The organism is Bradyrhizobium sp. (genome assembly GCF_019244115.1).
GTDB lineage: Bacteria > Pseudomonadota > Alphaproteobacteria > Rhizobiales > Xanthobacteraceae > Bradyrhizobium.
Genome location: NZ_JAFATE010000044.1, coordinates 1 through 4,777, shown reverse-complemented (window position 1 = coordinate 4,777; position 4,777 = coordinate 1). Strand labels below are relative to the sequence as shown.

Annotated in this window: 5 protein-coding genes and 1 pseudogene; 4 read left to right on the top strand and 2 right to left on the bottom strand. The window is 66.3% G+C overall.

Annotated elements, in window-relative coordinates; translation table 11 throughout:
• A pseudogene (locus JOZ76_RS02160) lies at positions 1-265 on the top strand (MATE family efflux transporter); the annotation flags it as partial.
• Between the two features lie 36 nt (positions 266-301).
• On the opposite strand, the gene JOZ76_RS02155 reads toward JOZ76_RS02160, so the two are convergent.
• A complete protein-coding gene (locus JOZ76_RS02155; RefSeq protein WP_291696987.1) occupies positions 302-1,426 on the bottom strand; it encodes an FUSC family protein in 1,125 nt (374 codons plus the stop codon).
• Between the two features lie 123 nt (positions 1,427-1,549).
• Between JOZ76_RS02155 and JOZ76_RS02150 the strand changes: the two genes are divergently transcribed.
• Entirely contained in the window at positions 1,550-2,920 is a 1,371-nt protein-coding gene (locus JOZ76_RS02150) for an MmgE/PrpD family protein (RefSeq protein WP_291696986.1), read from the top strand.
• An 11-nt stretch (positions 2,921-2,931) separates the two neighbouring features.
• On the opposite strand, the gene JOZ76_RS02145 is transcribed toward JOZ76_RS02150, so the two are convergent.
• Positions 2,932-3,504, bottom strand: coding sequence for a GNAT family N-acetyltransferase (locus JOZ76_RS02145; RefSeq protein WP_291696985.1), 573 nt, complete (start codon positions 3,502-3,504; stop codon positions 2,932-2,934).
• 93 nt (positions 3,505-3,597) lie between these two features.
• On the opposite strand from JOZ76_RS02145, the gene JOZ76_RS02140 reads away from it, so the two are divergent.
• Positions 3,598-4,515, top strand: coding sequence for a pirin family protein (locus JOZ76_RS02140; RefSeq protein ID WP_291696984.1), 918 nt, complete (start codon positions 3,598-3,600; stop codon positions 4,513-4,515).
• Between the two features lie 57 nt (positions 4,516-4,572).
• Positions 4,573-4,777 (top strand): phosphoribosylaminoimidazolesuccinocarboxamide synthase (locus JOZ76_RS02135; protein WP_291696983.1); only part of this gene is annotated, 205 nt, incomplete at its 3' end.

Genomic DNA, 4,777 nt, shown 5'->3' with positions numbered 1-4,777 from the left:
GGTCGGCGCGACGTTCTTCGTGACCGACGGACTCCAGACCATCGCGGCGGGAGCCCTGCGCGGCCTGAAGGACACCCGCATGCCGCTGATGTTCGCCGCAACAGGATATTGGCTCGTCGGCTTCCCCTCGGCCTGGGTGCTCGCGTTTCACGCCGGCCTCGGCGCGGTGGGAGTCTGGATCGGCCTATCGGTCGGCAGCGCGGTGTATGCCTCCCTGCTGATCACGCGCTTCCGCCTGCTTGTGAACAGGCTTGGTTCGGCATGAGCGTCGAAGACGTCAGCGGCGTTCGCTCCGGGTCGATTACGCTCCCAACTCGGCCTCGTCCGACGGGGCCTGCCGCGGCGTACTGGACCATTCCGCAACGACGCGCTCGAGATCGATCAGGTTCTGGCGCATCTGCTCCAGCGAAAACCCCAGCGCGAAGAACCGCTCGATCGCATCGCCGGGCAGGCCGCGCGTCAGCCCCTCGCCGCGAACAGCCGCAATTTCGGCGGCATAGGCGGCGATGGCCGTCTCGACAACGGACATCGCCGGCGGCATCTCGCCATCGCGCAGCGCGGCGGCACAGGATCGCAGATAACTGGTGATCGCGTCGCTGACAGCGGCGATCGGCGCGGCGAGCCGCGCCTGCAGCTCGCCGGGCAGCGGGACCACGGTGGCCCGTCCGATCATCACGACGTCATGGCGGAGCCGCAGAATCGTCCGCAGCAGCGGCCCGTTGTCGGGACCGCTCGACAGATGCGCCGCGCGCTCGCGCTCCGCCTCCGTGCCCGTCGCATTCAACTCGACCAGCGCCGCGCCGATGCCGTCCTGGATGCGGTGCAAGGCCTCGACGTCGCGGCCGCGTGACAGGCCGGCGAGCAGTTCGGCGAGCGCCGCCGCGATCAGCTCGAACAGCCGCGCGGCGCTGGCGCGGATCTGCTCTTGTGCCCGCGACGGCCAGACCAGGAACGACACCAGAAGACCCGTGATCGCGCCCACGCCGACCTCGAGCACACGATCGATCGCGGAACTCAGAGCCGGCGCGTGACGCATTTCCGGCAGCAGCAGCACGATCACGGACGTGACAATGGCGGTGTTGAAGCTCGGCTTGATGGCCGCCAGGAACGCCATCGGCGCGACCGCCAGCGCCAGCAGGGCCAGCAGCTCCAGTTCGCCGGAATGGGGGACTAGCACCGCGATGGCACCACCATAGAGTGCCCCGCCGACCGTCCCGAACAGATAATCGCGGCTGACCTTCAACGACCGGCCGACGCTCAGCTGGGTGACGATCAGCGACGTCAGCACGGCCCATAGCGGCAGCATCAGGTGCAAGGCCAGCGCGACCGCGTACGCCACGACGGCGGCGACCGTGATCCGGACCGCAAGCGCCAATTGCGCCTTGCGCGATCGCAGCCGACCCCGCAACCGCCTTGCCCGAACCATCACCCTTTTCGATCCGGATCCTTGCACCGACGGCATCCCCTCGCGCACGGCAGCTCTTACCGCCTGCGGCTTGAAAGGCCAGACCGGCCCGCCTACGCTGCCGGCAACTAACGAGGAAACACGATGGGCCAGGAAACTGCAACGCTCGCAGGCTATGTGGCAAATCTGAAGCACGTCGACATTCCGCAGGAGGTGCAGGGCCGCGCCAAGGCGCTGACCCTGGATTTTCTCGGCAGCGCCATCCGCGCCCGGCGCGATGCCGAATCGACGCCGTCGCTGCTCAAAATGCTCGAGACCCTCAGGCTCGACGGCGCGGGCGAGGCGACCGTGTTCGGGGATGCCAGGACGTGGACACCGGCGGTAGCCGCGCTGCTCAACGGCGCGCTCGGCCATTCGCTCGACTTCGACGATACCCATGCCGATTCTTCGCTGCATGCGAGCGCACCTGTCGTGCCGGCGGCGTTCGCGGTCGGCGAGATGGTCGCAGCGTCGGGCCACGAGGTTCTGACCGCGATCGTGGCCGGCTATGAGGTGTGCTGCCGGCTCGGCAATGCGCTCGATCCGACCTCGCATTATGCGCGCGGCTTTCATCCGACCGCGACCGCCGGCACCTATGGCGCCGCGGCAGCGGCGGCAAAACTGTTTGGCCTGTCGCAGGATCAGATCGTCGCCGCGTTCGGCGTGTCAGGCAGCCAGGCCGCGGGCTCGCTGCAATTTTTGGTCAACGGCGCCTGGAACAAGCGCTACCAGGTCGGCGCGGCTGCCATGAACGGCGTGATCGCGGCAAGTCTCGCGCGCAATGATTTTGTCGGCGCGATCGAATCGGTCGAAGGCAAGCACGGGCTCTTGGTCGGCTACAGCGACAACGCCCATCCCGACAAGGCCACGGCCGGGCTCGGCGCGACCTACGAGACCATGAAGATTGGCATCAAACCCTATCCGAGCTGCCGCTACACCCATGCCGCAATCGACGCGCTGATCGCGATGCGCCGCGCGCACAATCTGACGCCTGACCAGATCAAGCGGGTCGAGATCGGCCTGCATCGCAACGGCATCATCCTGACCGGCGACGCCGCAACCAAGCGGCATCCGCGCTCGGTGGTCGGCGGACAGTTTTCGATGTTCTTCACCGGCGCGGTCGCGCTCGACCAGGGCCGCTTCGGCTGGGACGATTACGAACGGCTGGGCGATGCCGCGATCGACGCGCTCGCCGACCGCTTCGACGTGGTGCAGGACGACCGCCTCGAGATCGGCCGCAGCCATCCGTTTGGCGCGCGGGTGTCGATCGAGACCGATGACGGCGTGCACGAGCGGCTCTATCCCGATCCGTCCGGAGAGCCCACGTCGTTTCCGGATCGCGCGGCAATGCAGCAGAAGTTTCTGACGCTCGCCCGCCCGGTGCTGGCCGGCCGTGCCGATCAGCTCGCCGACGCGATCCTCTCGCTGGAGCGTTTCGATCGTGTCGCGCAGGCGACGCAATTCGGAAGGCAGTGACGCGCTCGCTTTCAACCACCACCCCGCCACCGCTGCCGCGTGGTCACCCAGAGATCGACGGGGTGGCCGAACAATTCGGCCTGCTCCTCGACGCCGGCACCGAGCCGGCGCGCGACCGATTGCGAGGCGCCATTCGTGGGATCGATGCAATGAATGATGCGGTCAACGGCCAGATTGTCGAACACCCAGTCGATCGACGCGCGCGCCGCCTCCAGCGCATAGCCCTTGCCGCGAAACTCGGGTGCGATGCCCCAGCCCACCTCGAAGCCCGGCCAGCGTGGTGGATACCATGGGCCGACGCGCCCAACGAATGATCCCGATGACTTCTCTTCGACGACGAAATAGCCGAAGCCATGCAGCGCCCAATGTCCCATCATGATGGCCGCGTTGCGCCAGCCGACAAGCTCGTCGGTGACCGGCTTGTGGTCCGGCGTGATGAACCGCGCCGTTCCGGGATCGGCCAGCATGGCGGTGTTGGGCGCGATATCGGCCTCGCGCCATGTGCGCAGGATCAGCCGATCGGTCTCGATCATGGGGCCATTGACTTGCGCCAGCGCGGCGCCCGGCTTGACGGCAATTTTCATTGTCACGTTTCCTTTTATGTCTCAGCTCAAAATCATTTCCTGCTATGATCGTCGTCAACATCAAATTTCGCCGCAAACGAAGGTGAGGTTCCCATGAGCTGGCTCCCCTCGAACGATCCCGTGCTCGGCGATCCCATGACCTGCGATGCGCTGGAGCTCGTCATCGTGCCGCGCACGCGCGACCTCGGTGACGGCTTTGCCGTGCGGCGCGCCCTGCCGCATGGCAGGCGGCAGATGGTCGGCCCCTTCATCTTCTTCGACCATTTCGGTCCCGTGCAATTTCTGTCCGGCAAGGGCATGGATGTCCGGCCGCATCCGCATATCGGCCTTGCCACCGTCACCTATCTGTTCGACGGCAGCATCATGCATCGCGACAGCGAAGGCAACGTCCAGGAGATCCAGCCCGGCGCCATGAACCTGATGACCGCCGGACGCGGCATCGCCCATTCCGAACGCACGCCCGACCTGCAGCGCAGCACGGGGCAGAACATGCTGGGCCTGCAGAGCTGGATCGCGCTGCCGGCCGCCTCCGAAGAGATCGCACCGTCGTTCCAGCATTATGCCGCCGGCGACCTGCCGATGATCTCCGAACGCGACTTCAACGCCCGCGTCATCGCGGGCAGCGCGTTTGGCATTTCGTCCCCGGTCGAGATGATCTCGCCCTGGTTCTACACCGAGGTGACGGCGGCGGCCGGCGCGACTGTGCCGCTCGATCCCGACCATGAGGAGCGCGCGATCTACCTGGTCGATGGCGAGGTGGAGATCGCAGGCGAGCGCTATGAGGGACCGCGGCTCCTGATCTTCCGCCCGGGCGACCGCATCACCGTCAAGACGCTGCGACCATCCCGGATGATGTTTCTGGGCGGCAATGCGCTGGAAGGCCCGCGGCACATCTGGTGGAATTTCGTCTCCTCCAGCAAGGAGCGGATCGAGCAGGCCAAACAGGACTGGAAAACCGGCCGTTTCGCACCCGTACCGCAGGAGCACGAGTTCATTCCGCTGCCGGAATAGGCTATCGCGTGGGGCTTCCCCACCCGCACCACGCGGCCTTGCTTCGAAAGCCATGCGATGACCACCATGCTGAAGAGCGACCTACCCTTGCCGAAGATCGGACACGGCAAGGTCCGCGACATCTATTCCGCCAGCGACGATCGCGTGCTGCTTCTCACTACCGACCGCATCTCCGCCTTCGATGTCGTGATGGCCGAGACCATCCCAATGAAAGGCGCGGTGCTGACGCAAATCAGCGCGTTCTGGTTCGGCCAGCTCGAAG